Below are 15967 nucleotides of genomic sequence, written 5' to 3' on the forward strand. Positions count from 1 at the left end.
GTGTGGCCGGAGGTGGGTGGGCGGCCGCGTCGTGCGGGGGTGTCGTCGTTTGGTGCTTCGGGGACGAATGCGCATCTGATTTTGGAGCATGTCCCTGAACCGACAGTCGAGTTGGTGGGTGTGGGTTCCCCGGTTGGTGGCGGGGAGGGTGACGGTGGTGCGGTGGTTCCGTGGCTGCTGTCGGCGCGCAGCCCGCAGGCCCTGCGCGACCAGGCACGCCGCCTGAGCAGTGCGGTGACGGCGGGTCCGACCACGGCGGTACGGGACGTCGGCTGGTCCCTGCTTCGTTCGCGCTCCCTGTTCGAGCAGCGCGCGGTGATAGCAGGTCGGGACCGCCCCGAACTCCTCGCGGGCCTCGACGCGCTGGCCGCAGGTGAGCCGCACCCGGCCCTGACCGAGTCCCGTGAGGACGCGGCGACCCCGAGCGGTGATGTGGTCTGGTTGTTCAGTGGCCAGGGCAGTCAGTTGGTGGGTATGGGTGCGGGGTTGTATGAGCGTTTCCCGGTGTTTGCGGGGGCGTTCGATGAGGTGTGCGGATTGTTGGACGAGGAGTTGGGCTCTTCGCTGAAGGAGGCGGTGTTTCACGGCCCCGAGGAGCGGTTGGATCAGACGATGTGGGCGCAGGCGGGGCTGTTTGCGTTGCAGGTGGGTTTGGTCGGGTTGTGGGAGTCGGTGGGGGTGCGGCCGGATGTGGTGGTGGGGCATTCGGTGGGGGAGGTTGCGGCGGCGTATGTGGCGGGGGTGTTCTCGCTTGAGGATGCGTGCCGGGTGGTGGGGGTGCGTGCCCGGTTGATGGGTGGGTTGCCTGTGGGTGGTGGGATGTGTGCGGTGCAGGCCACGCCGGAGGAGGTGGCGGTGGGGCTGGTGGGTTCCGCGGTGAGTGTGGCGGCGGTGAATACGCCGGATTCGACGGTGATTTCGGGTCCGTTGGTTGAGGTGGAGCGGGTTGCTGCGGGGTGGCGGGGGAGGGGTCGTAGGACGAAGGCGTTGGCGGTGAGTCATGGGTTTCATTCGGTGTTGATGGAGCCGATGTTGGCGGAGTTCGCTGAGGTGTTGGGTGGGGTGGAGTTCCGGCGGCCGTCGGTTGCGTTGATCAGTAATGTTTCGGGTGAGCGGGCCGGTGAGGAGATTGCGTGCCCGGAGTACTGGGTGCGGCATGTGCGCCAGCCGGTCCTGTTCCAGCCTGCCATCGCCCAGGTGGCGTCGGACGCTGGGGTGTTCGTGGAGCTTGGTCCTGCTCCTGTGTTGATCACCGCTGCCCGGCACACCCTGGATGACGTGGCCGGGGCGGCTGGGGCTGAGCCGGTGCTGGTGTCTTCGCTTGCTGGTGGGCGGGGGGAGGAGTTGGCGTTTGTGGAGGCGTTGGGGCGTCTGCATGTGGCTGGTGTGGGTGTGGATTGGTCGGTGGTGTTCTCGGGTGGGGTGGCGCCGGGGGTGGTGGATCTGCCGACGTATGCGTTTCAGCGGGAGCGGTTCTGGTTGTCGGGGCGGGCCGGTGGTGGGGATGTGGCGGGGCTGGGGTTGGTGGCTTCGGGGCATCCGTTGTTGGGTGTGGCGGTGGAGTTCGCGGGTCGGGGTGGGTGTCTGCTGACGGGGCGTTTGTCGCGGTCGGGTGTGTCGTGGTTGGTGGATCACGTGGTGGCTGGTGTGGTGTTGGTGCCGGGGGCTGCGTTGGTGGAGTGGGTGTTGCGGGCGGGTGATGAGGTCGGTTGTGGGGTGGTGGAGGAGTTGATGTTGCGGGCGCCGGTGGTGGTGTCTGAGGCGTCGGGTCTGCGGGTGCAGGTGGTGGTGGATGAGGCGGGCGAGGACGGGCGTCGTGGGGTGGAGGTTTACACCCGCCTGGATGCCGACATCGATGCTGCGGCCGGGGATGACGTGTGGGTGTGCCACGCCACCGGCGTCCTCGCCCCCGAAGCCCCCGAAGCCCCCGGCACCCCTGACACCCCCGAAGCTCCCCTCGCCACGAGCGAGGGGCTGGCCGGTGTGTGGCCCGCGGCAGGCGCCACCCCCGTCGACCTCACCGGTTTCTACGAGCGAGTGGCGGATGCGGGATATGCGTACGGTCCGGCGTTCCAGGGCCTGCGTGCCGTATGGCGGGACGGGCGCGATCTGCTGGCCGAGGTGGTGCTGCCCGAGGCCGCCGGAACCCACGACGGATACGGCATCCACCCCACCCTCCTGGACGCCGTCCTCCACCCTGCCTTGCTGCTCGACTGGCCCGGGGAGGCGCAGGGTGACGACAAGATCTGGCTGCCGTTCACCTGGAATCAGGTCTCCTTGTGGGCCGCGGGCGCGGACACCGTACGGGTGCGTCTGTCGCCCGGAGAGCACGACGAAGCTCAGCGGGAAGTACGGGTACTGGTCACCGATGGCACCGGGGTGAACGTTCTGAGTGCCGCCTCGGTGACGATGCGCCCCGCCGACATCGGGCAGTTGCAAAGCCAACAGGCGCGCGATGAGGGTTTGTTCGCGGTGGACTGGACGCCGCTCCCGCCGTCACAGGTGGATGCGGGAACAGATGCGGGAACCGACGCAGAAACCGACGCAGAAACCGACGCAGGGACGAAGGCACGGGCAGGTGACGGGGATGGCAGCGGCTGGGTCGGGCTGACGGACGGTGTCGCCGGGCTGGTCGACATGGTGCGGGCCGGTGGCGAAGTCCCGTGGGCCGTCGTCGTCCCCGTCACCGCCCCCGTCATCACTTCCGTCGACGCCCCGGCCGACGAGGGTCTGTCAGCTGTGCAGCGGGTGTTGGCGCTGGTGCAGGAGTTCCTGGCGGCCCCGGAGCTGGCGCGGTCCCGTCTGTTGTTCGTGACGCGTGGAGCCGTAGCCGTGGCCGTCGACGGGGCCGATGAGGTGGATGCGTCCGCAGCGGCGGTGTGGGGCCTGGTCCGCAGTGCCCAGTCGGAGAACCCGGAACGGCTCGCCTTGCTCGACGTCGACGGCTGCAACGCTGTGGAGAACGGCGACCTTCCGCAGGCCGTACTGCGTGAGGCCATCGAGGACCTCGGCGAAGCTCAACTCGCCCTGCGCGAAGGAAAGGTGTTTGTGCCCCGGCTCGTCCGCGCGACCGGTGGCGCGTTGGCCGCGGTACCCGACGGGCGTGCCTGGCGGCTGGACAAGGGAAGTGCCGAGACACTGGAGAGCGTGGCCCCGGTCGCCTGCCCGGAACTCCAGGAACCTCTCGCCCCCGGCCAGGTGCGCCTCGACATCCACGCCGGAGGCATCAACTTCCGTGACGTCCTGGTCAGCCTCGGTATGGTCCCGGGCCAGATCGGCCTGGGCGGTGAAGGCGCCGGTGTCGTGACGGAGGTGGGGCCCGACGTCACCCGCCTGTCGGTCGGCGACCACGTCATGGGCGTCCTACACGGCTCCTTCGGTCCCATGGCCGTGGCCGACACACGTATGGTGGCGCCGGTCCCGCAGGGCTGGGACATGCGGCAAGCGGCAGGTATGCCCGTTGCGTATCTGACGGCTTGGTACGGGTTGGTGGGGTTGGCCGGTCTTCGGGCGGGTGAGCGGGTGTTGGTCCATGCCGGTACGGGTGGTGTGGGCATGGCGGCGGTGCGGATTGCCCGGTATCTCGGGGCTGAGGTGTTTGCCACGGCGAGTCCGGCCAAGCATTCCGTACTGGAGGAGATGGGGGTCGATGCCGCCCACCGGGCGTCTTCCCGTGACCTGGGTTTCGAGGACGTCATCCGGGAGGCCACCGGTGGGTGCGGCGTGGATGTCGTGCTCAACAGCCTCACGGGTGAGTTCATCGATGCTTCCTTGCGGTTGCTCGGCGAGGGTGGTCGGTTTTTGGAGATGGGCAAGACCGATCTCCGTACCTCCGGGGCCGTGGCCGCGGCGTACGCGGGCGTCACGTACACCGTCTACGATCTCGTCACCGATGCGGGGCCCGACCGTATTGAGGTCATGATGCGGGAGCTGGGCGAGAGGTTCGCCTCCGGTGACCTCGAGCCGTTGCCGGTGCGTTCTTGGCCGCTGGACCAGGCACGGGAAGCGTTCCGGTTCATGAGTCAGGCGAGGCACACCGGCAAGCTGGTGTTGGAGATTTTGCCTGCCCTCGATCCTGAGGGCACGGTGTTGGTCACTGGCGGTACCGGTGTGCTGGGGCAGGTGGTGGCTGAGCATCTGGTGCGGGAGTGGGGTGTACGGCATCTGCTGCTGGCCAGCCGAAGCGGTCCCGAGGCGCCGGGCGGCGCCGATTTGGCGGACAGGCTGAGCGCGTTGGGCGCCGAGGTCAGCATCGTTGCGGCCGATGTCGGTGATGCGGCGGCGGTGGCGGAGTTGGTGGGCAAGACCGATCCCTCACATCCGTTGACGGGTGTCGTGCATGCGGCGGGTGTGCTGGAGGATGCGGTGGTGACCGCGCAGACGTCGGAGGGGCTGGCGCGGGTGTGGGCGGCCAAGGCTGGTGCCGCGGAGAACCTGCACGAGGCGACGCGTGGGATGCGGTTGGGGCTGTTCGTCGTGTTCTCCTCGGCCGCCGCGACGCTCGGCAGTCCGGGGCAGGCCAACTACGCTGCTGCGAACGCGTATTGCGATGCGTTGATGCAGCGTCGCCGGTCGGAGGGGCTGGCGGGTCTGTCCGTCGGCTGGGGGCTGTGGGAGGCATCGCACGACCGGACAGGCGCCCCGGGGAGCGACTCGGGGAGGGCCCCGGGGAGTGACCCGGACGGTAGTCGCGGACAGGGCGGCATGTCCGGCGGACTCAGCAACACCGACATCGCCCGGATGAGCCGCATCGGCGTCAAGGCCATGACCAACGAACACGGCCTGGCACTGTTGGACACCGCACGCCACCACGGCCGGGCCCACCTGGTCGCCGCCGACCTCGACACCCGCATCCTGGCGGGCCGGCCCGCCTCGTCCCTGCCCGCCCTCCTCCGCGCGTTCGCCGGGAGCCGGGCCTCCGCACGGCCGACGGCCTCCACCGTCCGACAGGACATCGACTGGGCGGGGAAGCTGTCCGCGCTGACCGTGGACGAACAGCACCGCACCCTGCTCGAACTGGTACGGACACACGCGGCGGCGGTCCTGGGGCACACCGGCACCGACGCCGTGCGCGCCGACGCCCCCTTCCAGGACCTCGGCTTCGACTCGCTCACCGCGGTCGAACTGCGCAACCGCCTCTCGGCCGCCACCGGCCTGCGCCTGCCCGCCACGTTCATCTTCCGGCACCCCACCCCGTCAGCCATCGCCGCCGAGCTGCGCACACAGCTCTGCCCCGCCGGAGCCGATCCGGCCGCACCGCTCTTCGGCGAGCTGGACAAGCTGGAGACGGCGATCACGGGGCACGCGCACGACGAGAACACGCGTGGCCGCCTTGCGGCACGTTTGCAGAACCTGCTGTGGCGCCTGGACGACGCCGCGACCGGTGCGCGCGGGGCGGGCGCCGCCGACGGGAACGGTGACGGTGACGGTGACGCGGGCGAGAACGGAGACCTCGAGTCCGCGTCGGACGACGAACTCTTCGAGCTGATCGACCGAGAACTGCCTTCTTGATCAGGAGTGGAGAAGACATGCCGGGTACGCACGACACACCGGGTACGGAGGACAAGCTTCGCCACTATCTGAAGCGAGTGACGGCGGATCTCGGGCAGACCCGTCAGCGCCTGCGCGATATGGAGGAGCGGCAGCGGGAACCGGTGGCCATCGTGGCGATGGCCTGCCGGTACCCGGGCGGTGTCACGTCACCGGAACAGCTGTGGGACCTGGTCGCCTCGGGCGGCGACGCCATCGAGGAGTTCCCCACCGACCGCGGCTGGGACCTGGGCGGCCTCTACCACCCCGACCCCGACCACCCGGGCACGACCTACGTGCGGGAGGCCGGGTTCCTGCGGGACGCGGCACGCTTCGACGCCGACTTCTTCGGCGTCAATCCGCGCGAGGCGCTTGCCGCGGACCCGCAGCAGCGGGTGCTCCTCGAAGTGTCCTGGGAGCTGTTCGAGCGGGCGGGGATCGACCCGGCCATGCTCAAGGACACGCTCACAGGTGTGTACGCGGGTGTGTCGAGCCAGGATCACATGTCGGGCGGACAGGTGCCGCCGGAGGTCGAGGGGTATGCCACCACGGGCACCCTGTCCAGCGTCATCTCCGGTCGCATCGCCTACACCTTCGGCCTGGAAGGCCCGGCGGTGACGCTGGACACGGCCTGTTCGGCGTCGCTCGTGGCGATCCACCTGGCGTGCCAGGCCCTGCGGCAGGGCGACTGCAACCTGGCTCTGGCGGGCGGCGTGACCGTACTGTCGACGCCCACTGCCTTCGTGGAGTTCTCCCGTCAGCGCGGCCTGGCCCCGGACGGCCGGTGCAAGCCGTTCGCCGAGGCCGCCGACGGCACCGGCTTCTCCGAGGGCGTCGGCCTGATCCTCCTGGAACGTCTCTCCGACGCACGCCGCAACGGACATCAAGTGCTCGGCGTAGTACGGGGATCAGCCGTCAACCAGGACGGCGCGAGCAACGGCCTGACCGCCCCCAACGACGTGGCCCAGGAACGAGTGATCCGCCAGGCCCTGGCCAATGCTCGCGTCACCCCGGACGCCGTCGACGCCGTGGAGGCGCACGGCACGGGGACCACGCTCGGCGACCCGATCGAGGGTAACGCGCTCCTCGCAACATACGGGAAGGAACGACCGGCCGACCGGCCGCTGTGGCTCGGTTCCGTGAAGTCGAACATCGGCCACACGCAGGCCGCCGCAGGTGTGGCCGGTGTCATCAAGATGGTCATGGCGATGCGCCACGGCCAGCTCCCGGCCTCCCTGCACATCGACCGGCCCACGCCGCATGTGGACTGGGAGGACGGGGGAGTGCGGCTGCTCACCGACCCCGTGCCGTGGCCCCCCAGCGACCGCCCGCGCCGGGCGGGTGTCTCCTCCTTCGGCATCAGCGGCACCAACGCCCACCTGATCGTGGAACAGGCCCCCGCACCCTCGGATGCCGATGCCGATGCCGATGCCGATGCCGATGCGAGCGCGAACGCGGGCGTCGACACAGAGGAGAGGGAGGCGCGGGCGGTGCCGTGGGTGGTCTCCGCGCGCGGCCATGAAGCGCTGCGGGCCCAAGCCGGTGCGCTGGCTGAACGTGTAGCTTCCGATGTCGAGTTGGACGACCCCGTCGAGGTCGGATGGTCGCTGCTGACGACGCGAGCCCTGCATGAGCACCGAGCCGTGGTGGTGGCTGCTGAGCGGGCCGAGGCGGTGGCTGCTCTGGAAGCGTTGGCGGCGGGTGAGTCGCATTCGGCGTTGGTCGGGCCGCCTTCCTCGTCTGTGCGTGCTGGTGGTGATGTGGTCTGGCTGTTCAGTGGTCAGGGCAGTCAGTTGGTGGGTATGGGGGCGGGGTTGTATGAGCGTTTCCCGGTGTTTGCGGGGGCGTTCGATGAGGTGTGCGGGTTGTTGAAGGGGCCGTTGGGGGTTGCGCCTGGTGAGCTGAAGGAGGCGGTGTTCCAGGGCCCCGAGGAGCGGTTGGATCAGACGATGTGGGCGCAGGCGGGGTTGTTTGCGTTGCAGGTGGGTTTGGTCGGGTTGTGGGAGTGGGTGGGGGTGCGGCCGGATGTGGTGGTGGGGCATTCGGTGGGGGAGATTGCGGCGGCGTATGTGGCGGGGGTGTTCTCGCTTGAGGATGCGTGCCGGGTGGTGGGGGCGCGTGCCCGGTTGATGGGTGGGTTGCCTGTGGGTGGTGGGATGTGTGCGGTGCAGGCCACGCCCGAGGAGCTGGCGGTGGGGCTGGTGGGTTCCGCGGTGAGTGTGGCGGCGGTCAATACGCCGGATTCGACGGTGATTTCGGGTCCGTTGGTTGAGGTGGAGCGGGTTGCTGCGGGGTGGCGGGAGCGGGGTCGTAGGACGAAGGCGTTGGCGGTGAGTCATGGGTTTCATTCGGTGTTGATGGAGCCGATGTTGGCGGAGTTCGCTGAGGTGTTGGGTGGGGTGGAGTTCCGGCGGCCGTCGGTTGCGTTGATCAGTAATGTTTCGGGTGAGCGGGCCGGTGAGGAGATCGCGTGCCCGGAGTACTGGGTGCGGCATGTGCGCCAACCCGTACTCTTCCAGCCCGCCATCGCCCAAGTGGCCCCGCAGGCATCGGCATTCATCGAACTGGGCCCAGGCCCCGTACTGGCCACCGCCGCCCAGCACACCCTCGACACCGACACCGACACCGACACCGAAACCGGCACTCACGCCGACGCCGAGGACGACGTCCGGGAGCCGATCGTCACCGCCTCCCTCCACTCCGCCCAGCCGGACGAGGTCGCCTTCGCACAAGCCATGGGCCGCCTGCACACGGCGGGGATCGCGGTGGACTGGTCGGCGTACTTCCCGGCCGATCCCGCGCCCCGCACCGTGGACCTGCCCACCTACCCCTTCCAAGGGCGGCGTTTCTGGTTGGCGGACATCGCGGCGCCGACGGCCGTTCCGCAGGCGGACGAGGAGGCGGCCGGGTTCTGGGCTGCCGTCGAGGGGGCGGACGTGCAGGCGCTGTGCGACACCCTGCGCCTCCAGGACGACGAGCACCGGTCCGCGTTGAAGACGGTGTTCCCGGCGCTGTCGGCGTGGCGGCGCGAGCGGCGTGAACGGTCGATCGTCGACGGGTGGAGGTACCGCGTCGACTGGCAGCGCACGGACCTCTCGTCAACGGCAGCACCTTCCAACACGGACGCGACGGACGCCACGGACGTAACAGGCGCGCCAGGCCCCGGCGCCTGGTTGATCGTGGCCCCCACGACCGGAGCCGGAGCCGGAGCAGGAGCAGGATCGGGAGCCGGAGCCGAGTCCGGAGCCTGGTCGCAGGTGTGTGCCCGAGCGCTGGAGGACGGCGGTGCCCATGTCGATCTCATGGAGGTCGGCCCGGGCGCCGGGCGGGCGGATCTGGCGGACCTGCTCCGGACTCGGCAGTCCGGCCTCCCGGACGACGTACCGCTCGCCGGAGTGCTGTCCCTGCTGGCCCTAGACGAGGGGCCAAAGGCGCCCGGCCGGAACGGCGAAGCCCCGGGGCGCGGCCTGGCGGACACCTTGACACTGGTGCAGGGCCTGCTGGACGCGGGCCTGGCAGCGCCCCTGTGGTGTGCGACCCGCGGCGCCGTCTCGTGCGGCGACACCGATCCGGTCGTCGCCCCGTCGCAGGCCCCGGTGTGGGGCCTCGGCCGGGTCGCTGCCCTGGAGCACCCGGAGCTCTGGGGTGGCTTGCTGGACCTGCCCGCCGACCCGGACGCACTCGATGGGGGCGCGCTGTACGCGGTGCTGTGCGGCGACAGCGGCGAGGATCAGGTCGCACTGCGGCGGGGCGGGGTCCTCGGCCGTCGCCTGGTGTCCGATGCGGCCACCGGTGAGGAGGCCGCGGGCGACTGGCGGCCGCACGGTGCAGTCCTGGTCACGGGGGGCGTCGGCCACCTGGCGGACCAGGTCGTACGGTGGCTCGCCGCGTCCGGCGCCGAACACGTCGTACTCCTGGACACGAGCCCCGAAGACAGTCGGCGGGACGGCGAACTCGCGGCTGAAGCAGCCCAGTACGGGGCCGCGTTGACGATCATCGAGGGCAGCCCGGGAGATGGCCGGGGAGCGGTATCGCGGGCGCTCGCCGAGCTGACGGACGACATACCGATACGGACCGTCATTCACACGTCCCTGCCCGGCCGGCTCGCCCCGCTGACGGAGGTCACACCCGAGGAACTCGGCGAGGCGGCCTCCGTCGCCGTGAAGCTGGGCCAATTGACGATCCCAGCACCGCAACCAACGGAGGCGGAGGCGGAGGCTGAGGCGGAGACGGGTACTGGCACCGGCACCGGAACCGGAACGGTCGACACCATCCTGTATTTCTCCTCCGTAGCAGCGACCCTCGGCAGCAGGGAGCACGGCGCGTACGCCGCAGCCAACGCCTACCTCGACGCACTCGCACTGACGCGACAGCCCGGCGCCGAGGGCCCTCGTACGGTCTCCGTGGGCTGGGGCATCTGGGATCTGCCGGACGACGGGGAGTCGGCGCGCAGCGCCGCCGGGCTGTCCCGTCGGCAGGGACTTCCCCCGCTGGAACCGAAGTTGGCGCTCGACGCCCTGCATGCGGCGCTCGGCGGCGGCAAGGGACACACGTTGGTCGCCGACATCGAGTGGGAACGGTTCGCGCCGCTGTTCACACTGGCCCGCCCGGCCCGGCTGCTCGACGGAGTCCCCGCGGCCGTACGGGTCCTCGACGCCGCATCGGACACCGCCGAGGGGTCGGAGAACGCGGCGGCGCTACGCCGTGAACTGACTGCCCTCCCCGTGCGTGAGCGGACAGCCGTGCTCCTGGAGGTCGTGCGCAAGCAGGTGGCCGCGGTCCTCCGGTACGAACCGGGCCAGGAGGTGGAAGCGGAGAAGGCGTTCAAGGACCTCGGCTTCGATTCCCTTGTGGTCGTGGAGCTGCGCAACCGGCTGCGTGCCGCCACCGGGCTCCGCCTGCCCGCCACGATGGTCTACGACTATCCGACGCCCCGCGCCCTCGCGGAACACCTGTTGGCGAGGGTCCTGCCCGACGGCGGTGCGGGAGAGCTTCCGGTCGCCGCCCACCTGGACGACCTGGAGGCCGCCCTCGCCGGACTCGCGGTGGACGATCCGCGCCGCAAGGGTCTGATCCGGCGCCTGCAGGCCCTGCTGTGGAAGCAGCCCGACGCCGCCGTCGGGGCGGCCGGTCCCGCAGAGCAGGACACGCAGGGTGAGGGGCAGGACCTGACGGCGGCGAGCGCCGACGACATGTTCGCGTTGATCGACCGCGAGTGGGGCACGCGGTGAAGCTGGTGAAGCTGGTGGAACGGGCCGGGGAACTGGCGGCCCTGCGGAGCGCGTTCGACGGTTCCCCGGACGCCCGCGGCAGCTTGGTGGTGCTCAGCGGCGCGGTGGGCACGGGGAAGACCGCGTTGCTGCGCGCCTGGACGGACCGCCTCGGCGCCGAAGCCCTGGTGCTGACCGCCACCGCCTGCCGAGCCGAGCGCGACCTGCGGCTGGGCGTCCTGGAACAGCTGCTGGACAGCCCCGGCCTGCCCGCCGCGCAGGCCGAACGCGTGCTGGCGTGGATCGGCGATGGGGACGCCTATGGTGCGCACGCCTCCTATGGTGCGCACGCCTCTCATGGTGCGCACGGCTACAGGGGCACAGAAGGTGGCCCGGTACCTGCCGCGCCTGCCCCCGTCCTCCGAGGGCTGTACGGAATGCTGCGCGGTCTGCTGGACGAGCGTCCCGTCGTGGTCGCCGTCGACGACGCGCACCACGCCGACGCGGCCTCGCTGCAGTGCCTGCTGTACGTGGCCCGTCGGCTGCGGTCGGCGCGCCTGCACCTGGTGTTCACCGAGTACGCCCGGCAGAAGGCGGGGAACGCCCTGCTCGCAAGCGAGCTCCTGCACGAACCGGTGTTGCGGCGGATCCACCTGGAACCCCTGTCGAAGGCAGGAGTGGAAGCCGTGCTCGCCCGGCATCTGGACGAGCGAACGGCCCAGGACCTCACGCCCGCCGTCCACGCCATGAGCGCGGGCCACCCGCACCTCGTCCAGGCGCTGGCCGACGACCACCGCACGGCGGGCGGCCCCGGGGAAGCGTACGGGCGCGCGGTGCTCAGCTTCCTGTACCGGCACGAGGCGCCGGTCACCCTGGTGGCGCGCGCCGTCGCAGCCCTGGGAGAGCATGCCGCGGGCCCGGCCCTGGTCGAACGGCTTCTGGACGCCAACGCCAACATCAACACCAACACCAACACCAACGCCAACACCAACACCAACGCCAAGGTCGACGCCGTGTCCCTCGCTCGGGCCAAGCACCAGCTGACCGCCGCGGAAGTGCTGCACGACGGGCGTCTGTGCCACCCATCCTTCGCAGCGGCGGTCCTGGACGGAACGCCGCCCGAAGAGCGCGGCGCGCTGCACGGACGAGTGGCCGCACTCCTCCACGAGGAGGGCGCTCCGGCCACCGAGGTCGCCGCGCACCTAGTGGCCGCCGACCGTTCGGACACGCCCTGGGCAGTGCCCGTCTTCCAGGAGGCCGCCCAACTCGCCCTCGACGAGGACCAAGTGGAGACGGGCGTGGGCTACCTGCGTGCCGCCCATCAACGGTGCCGGAGCGCCGAGCAGCTGGCAGTGATCGTCGGCGCGCTCGCCGACGCGGAATGGCGCCTGGACCCGGCAAAAGTCCTCCGCCACCTGCCCGCACCCACCTCCACCCCCACCGCCGCTTCCGAGCTCCCCGCACCCATCACCACCCCACCCCTGCCCACCCACCTCCTCTGGCACGGCCGGGTGGAAGAGGGCTTGGCCGCCATGGACGCGCTCACCGGCCCGAACCCGGGCGGCGCGCCGTCGGTCAATGCCGCGGACCTCGACACCCCGTGGCTCTGGGGCGCCTACCTCTACCCCGGGCATGTCAAGGAGCGCCTGGGCTCGGGCGTCCTGTCCTCACAGCGTTCCGCGCCGCCCGCGGCCACCCCCGAACTGCAGGGCTCCGGCACGCTCATGAACGAGCTGCTGCACGGCGGCGAACACGATGCCGTCGACGCCGCCGAGCGCGCCCTGAACCGCTACCGCCTCGGCCCCCGCACGGTCGCCGTCCAGTCCGCAGCCCTGGCCGCACTCACCTACCGGGACCGGCCGCACCGGGCGGCCGCCTGGTGCGACGGGCTCCCCGCCCAGGCGGCCGAATGCAACAGCCCCACCTGGCAGGCGCTGTTCCACGCGTGGCGCGCCCTGATCCACCTGAGGCAGGGCGACCCCGCGGCGGCGGAGGGCCGCGCCGCAACCGCGCTCGCCCTGCTCGGGCCCAAGGGCTGGGGCGCCGCGATCGGCCTGCCCCTGGCCGCCGCCGTACAGGCCAAGTCGGCTCTGGGCGACGTGGACGGAGCGGCGGCCCTGCTGGAGAGGCCCGTACCGCAGTCGGTCTTCCAGGCCCGCCCCGGACTGCACTACCTGGCGGCGCGGGGCCGCTACCACCTCGCCACCGGCTGCCACTACGCGGCGCTGTGCGACTTCTACGCCTGCGGGACGCGGATGAGCAGCTGGGGCGTGGACCTGCCCGCGCTGGAGGCCTGGCGCCTCGGCGCCGCCGAAGCGTACCTGGCGCTCGGCGAATCGCTGCTGGCCCGCCAGCTCGTCGACGCGCAGCTCGTGCTGCCCGCCCCGCAGGGCGGACGCACGCGAGGGATGGCGCTGCGCCTGCGGGCGGCCACGTCCCCCGCCTCCGTACGGGTGGAGCTCCTCGACGAGGCCGTGGCGGTGCTCCGGGAGAGCGGCGACCCCTTCGAGCTGGCGCGCGCCGTCGCCGACCAGAGTGTCGCCGTACGCGAGGGCGGCGAGGCGGAGCGGGCTCGGCTGCTGGCCCGCAAAGCGCAGCTCCTGGCCCGGCGCTGGGGCAGCGAGCCCGCCCCCGGCACCGTCCCCGAGACCGCGGAACAGCAGCCCGTCACCCCCGACCCGGACGCCGAGCTGACCGGCGCGGAACGCCGGGTGGCGGAGCTGGCCGCCGACGGGTTCACCAACCGCGAGATCTCGCGGAAGCTGTGCGTCACGGTCAGCACCGTGGAACAGCACCTGACCCGGATCTACCGCAAGCTCGACGTCAAGCGGCCGGACTTGCAGGCGGCCTTGGACTGACGAATCCGCGGTGTACCGGAGGTCCGGTGCGACACTGACGCGGTGACGCACACCGATGGGCACATGGGCCGGCACATGGACCAGCGCTTGGAACGAGCCATTCTGGAACTGTTGGAGCGTCGTGGTCCGACCGCGACGATCTGCCCGTCGGACGCCGCGCGGGCGGTGTACGACGGAGACGACGACGGCTGGCGCGATCTCATGGAACCGGCCCGCCGCGCGGCCCGGCGCCTGGTCACGTCCGGCGAGGTGGAAATCACCCAGTCCGGCCGCCCCGTCGACCCGGCAGAGGCCCGCGGTCCGATCCGTATCCGTACGGCCCGCTGACTGGAAGGGGGAGCCGTCGGCGTAGCAAGAGGGCAATCAGGACCGCACGGCCTCCGGCGCGATCGTCGCCGCGTCCAGGTTCACCACATCCAGCTCCTCCGGGTGGAACGGCGGCGCGGCCAGCTCCGGAAGCCGTTCGTCGGCGCGCATCGCCATCAGGAAGCGGTTGGAGCCCAGTTCGGTCTGCGGCGCGTTCAGGCTCATCACGTCCGTGACGATCTCCGACGCCTTCGGTGAGCGGATCGACGCCGCGGTGATTGCTTCGGCGAACCGCAGGCGCTGCGCGGTGTCCACGCCGATGAGCCGCGGATCCGTCGCGGACACCCGGCAGTTGACGTAGTCGATGTCTTTGGTCGCGGCCAGGATCCACGGGTCGTCGACCGCCGCGCCGATCGCCTTCTGGAGGGCGAGGGTGAACCCGGCCCCGTCATGCGGGCTCCGCTCTGACTCGCGGTCGAACTCGCGGTCGAACTCGCGGTCGAACTCGCGGTCGATCGTGTCCGCGCAGCGCGCCGCCGAGCTCATACCGTGTCCGTAGATCGGGTTGAACGCGGTCAGCGAGTCGCCGACGACGAGCAGACCGTCGGGCCACTGTTCCAGCCGCTCCGGGTACAGGCGGCGGTTCGCCCCGGAGCGCGAGCCGTAGACAGGGGTGAGCGGCTCGGCGCCGCGGAGCAGCTCGGCGACGACCGGATGGTTCAGCTTTTCGGCGAACGGTATGAACTCGTCTTCCCTGGTAGGGAGTTGGGCGCCGCGTGTGCAGGAGAGCGTCGCGAGCCAGCGGCCGCCCTCGATGGGGTAGACCACGCCGAAACGGCCGGGTTCGCGCACCCTGTCGTCGGCGGCGATGTTCACTGCAGGGAAGCGGGTGGTCGCGCCTGGCGGGGCCTGGAAGAGCCGGGTGGCGTAGGCGACGCCCGCGTCGACGACGTCCTCCTCGAGGGCGGGGACCCCGAGCGCGGACAGCCACTGCTTGAGGCGGGAGCCACGGCCGGTGGCGTCGATCACCAGGTCGGCGTCCAGTGTTTCCTGCCCGCCGCCGTCGACCTCGCGGACGACGACACCGGTGACCCGGCGGTCCCCGCCCGTCAGCTCGACGGCCTCGGTGCGCTGCCGGACGGTGATGTTGCCCGCCGCGAGTGCTTGGCGGCGCACGGTCAGGTCGAGCAGCGGGCGGCTGGCGACCAGCGCGAACTGCGTGGCGGGGAAGCGGTGCTGCCAGCCCTGCCCGGTCAGCGTCACCAGGTCCTCGGGGAAGCCGAGGCGGCGGGCGCCGGCCGCTAGGAGCCGGTCGGTAGTGCCGGGCAGCATCTCCTCGATGAGCCGGGCGCCGTTGGACCACAGCAGGTGGGCGTGGCGGCCCTGCGGGACCCCCTTGCGGTGCTGCGGCTCCTCGGGCAGCGCGTCGCGTTCGACGACGGTGACGGCGTCCACGTGGCGGGCCAGGGCGTGGGCCGCGAGGGTGCCTGCCATGCTGGCGCCCAGTACGACGGCGTGTGCGGGTCGGGTGGTGGTCACGCGCGGATCCCTTCGGGGTGCGTGGTGGCGTCGGGGTGCGTGGCGTCGGCGGGCTGCGTGGCGTTGGCGGGCTGCGTGGCGCCGGTGGACTGCGTGGCGTCGGTGGACTGCGTGGCGTCGGTGGACCGCTGGGGGCCGACGGGCTCGTCCATGGTCACGTCCGTCACTCCCCAGAACGCCTGGACCCGGCGGCCGAGGCCGTTCTCGTCGAGTTCGACGATGCCGACGATGCGGAAGGTCATCGGCCGGGGCCGCTGCACGGTGACCGTCGTCGGCGTCACCACGAAACGGTCGTCCATCGACGTCACCGGCGGGTCAGGCACCTCGTGCGTACCGCAGGAGACCGCCAGTTCGAGGTGCCTGCGCAGATCGTCCTTGCCCACCATCGGCGGCCGCCCCACGGGGTCCTCGAAGACGATGTCGTCCGTGAACAGGTCGAGGACACCCTCGATGTCACCGGCGTTGATCCGCTCGGCGTAGTCGACGGCCATCTGCTTTCGCGCGGCCTCGTCGGGCATCGCACCT

The 15967-nt window shown here is 71.1% G+C and carries 6 protein-coding genes; 4 read left to right on the forward strand and 2 right to left on the reverse strand.

The window, feature by feature from the left end; genetic code table 11:
* Positions 1 to 162 precede the first annotated feature (162 nt).
* From ABZ953_RS37635 to ABZ953_RS37650, 4 genes are all read left to right on the forward strand, one after another.
* On the forward strand, positions 163 to 5511 hold the full coding sequence (locus ABZ953_RS37635) for an SDR family NAD(P)-dependent oxidoreductase (RefSeq protein ID WP_361733723.1): 5349 nt from the start codon (positions 163 to 165) through the stop codon (positions 5509 to 5511).
* A gap of 17 nt (positions 5512 to 5528) precedes the next feature.
* Complete coding sequence (locus tag ABZ953_RS37640; RefSeq protein ID WP_361733725.1) at positions 5529 to 10760, forward strand: type I polyketide synthase; 5232 nt, start codon at positions 5529 to 5531, stop codon at positions 10758 to 10760.
* Complete coding sequence (locus ABZ953_RS37645) at positions 10757 to 13597, forward strand: AAA family ATPase (RefSeq protein ID WP_361733727.1); 2841 nt, start codon at positions 10757 to 10759, stop codon at positions 13595 to 13597. Before ABZ953_RS37640 ends, ABZ953_RS37645 begins: the two co-directional genes overlap by 4 nt.
* 63 nt (positions 13598 to 13660) lie before the next feature.
* Positions 13661 to 13924, forward strand: a complete 264-nt coding sequence (locus tag ABZ953_RS37650; protein WP_361733738.1) for a DUF3253 domain-containing protein — start codon at positions 13661 to 13663, stop codon at positions 13922 to 13924.
* Positions 13925 to 13960: 36 nt separating this feature from the next.
* Here the strand turns inward: ABZ953_RS37650 and ABZ953_RS37655 are convergent, their stop codons facing one another.
* Positions 13961 to 15442: an FAD-binding protein gene (locus ABZ953_RS37655; RefSeq protein ID WP_361733729.1), complete on the reverse strand. Its 1482-nt coding sequence runs from the start codon at positions 15440 to 15442 to the stop codon at positions 13961 to 13963.
* Entirely contained in the window at positions 15439 to 15960 is a 522-nt protein-coding gene (locus tag ABZ953_RS37660) for a nuclear transport factor 2 family protein (RefSeq protein WP_361733731.1), read from the reverse strand. Before ABZ953_RS37660 ends, ABZ953_RS37655 begins: the two co-directional genes overlap by 4 nt.
* Positions 15961 to 15967 lie beyond the last annotated feature (7 nt).

The organism is Streptomyces sp. NPDC046465 (assembly GCF_040646035.1).
Classification (GTDB): Bacteria; Actinomycetota; Actinomycetes; order Streptomycetales; family Streptomycetaceae; genus Streptomyces.